A 1,161-nucleotide genomic window follows, 5' to 3' on the forward strand; every position below is an offset into this window, starting at 1 on the left:
ATACCAACGAGCGCTGATCAGAACCTATGCGCCCAATCTCGCATGCCGATGGAGATGATTTTCCATGGTTGATCGACGAGCTTGTTCCAAGCGGCGCAACAGTGGACGACGATGTCGTCGTAGTCGATGAAGATGCGGTTTGAGAGCCAGTTGTCGCGCATGAACTGCCAGACGTTCTCGACCGGGTTCAATTCGGGGGCGCGCGGCGGCAAGAAGAGCAGCGTGATGTTGGCGGGCACGACGAGCTTGGGCGTCATGTGCCAGCCGGCGCGGTCGAGGATCAGCACGGCATGGGCGCCGGGATCGACGGCGCGTGATATCTCCGCCAGGTGCTGGCTCATGGAGCCGGTGTCGCAGTAGGGCAGGACGAGGCCGGCAGCTTTGCCCTTCTGCGGGCAGACGGCGCCGAAGATGTACGCCCACATGGTGCGCTGGTCCTGCGGGGCGGAGGGCCGGGTGCCGCGCCTGGCCCAGCGGCGGGTGATCTTGTTCTTCTGGCCTATACGAGCCTCGTCGGCCCACCAGAGCTCGATCTCGGTGTCCTTCGGGAGCTTGGCCTCGATGCTTGCCAGTTCGGCGGGGAAGTTTTTTTGAAAGCCTCCACCTCGAACTCGTTCTGCGCATAGTGGCGCGGACGCGCTGAGAGCTTGGCAAAGCCGAGCGCCTTCAGTTCGCGCCCGACCGTGGTCTCGTCCAAAGAGATGGCGAATTCCTCGTAGATCCACTGCACGAGATCCTTGCGCCGCCAGCGCACGACGCCGTGGATCGCCGGGATCGGGCCGCTCTCGACGATCCTCGCCAAGGCCCGACGCTGCGCCTCGTTCAACTTGGACGGACTGCCGGGCGCCTTGACGTTGATGAGCCCTGCCGGACCACGGTCGTTGAACCGCAGGACCCAGTCGCGCACGATCTGAAGCGTCACGCTGCCGATCCGCGCCGCATCAGTGCGTGAGCCGCCTTCGTAGATCGTCGCCAGTGCCAGAAGGCGGCGGGCCTGGTTGGCGTCTTTGGTCTCCCGCGCAAGGCGGCGCAGGCAGAAAATGTCGAAATCGGCGCGAAGTGGAATGGGCATCGCCATGGCAAACCTCCGTTTGCCACCATGATTCAGATCAGAACGGGATTGGGAATCCCCTACGAGTCAAAACCCTCGCTCGTTGGTAT

At 63.3% G+C, this 1,161-nt stretch carries 1 protein-coding gene; it reads right to left on the minus strand.

Annotation, left to right across the window (positions count from 1 at the left end):
* Positions 1-17 precede the first annotated feature (17 nt).
* A protein-coding gene (locus GTW51_RS23300; RefSeq protein WP_163046400.1) for an IS630 family transposase occupies positions 18-1,078 on the minus strand; the annotation gives its coding sequence in 2 pieces (ribosomal slippage) (positions 18-586 and positions 586-1,078; 1,062 coding nt in all).
* Positions 1,079-1,161: the final 83 nt, after the last annotated feature.

This window comes from Aurantimonas aggregata, assembly GCF_010500835.1.
Classification (GTDB): Bacteria; Pseudomonadota; Alphaproteobacteria; order Rhizobiales; family Rhizobiaceae; genus Aurantimonas; species Aurantimonas aggregata.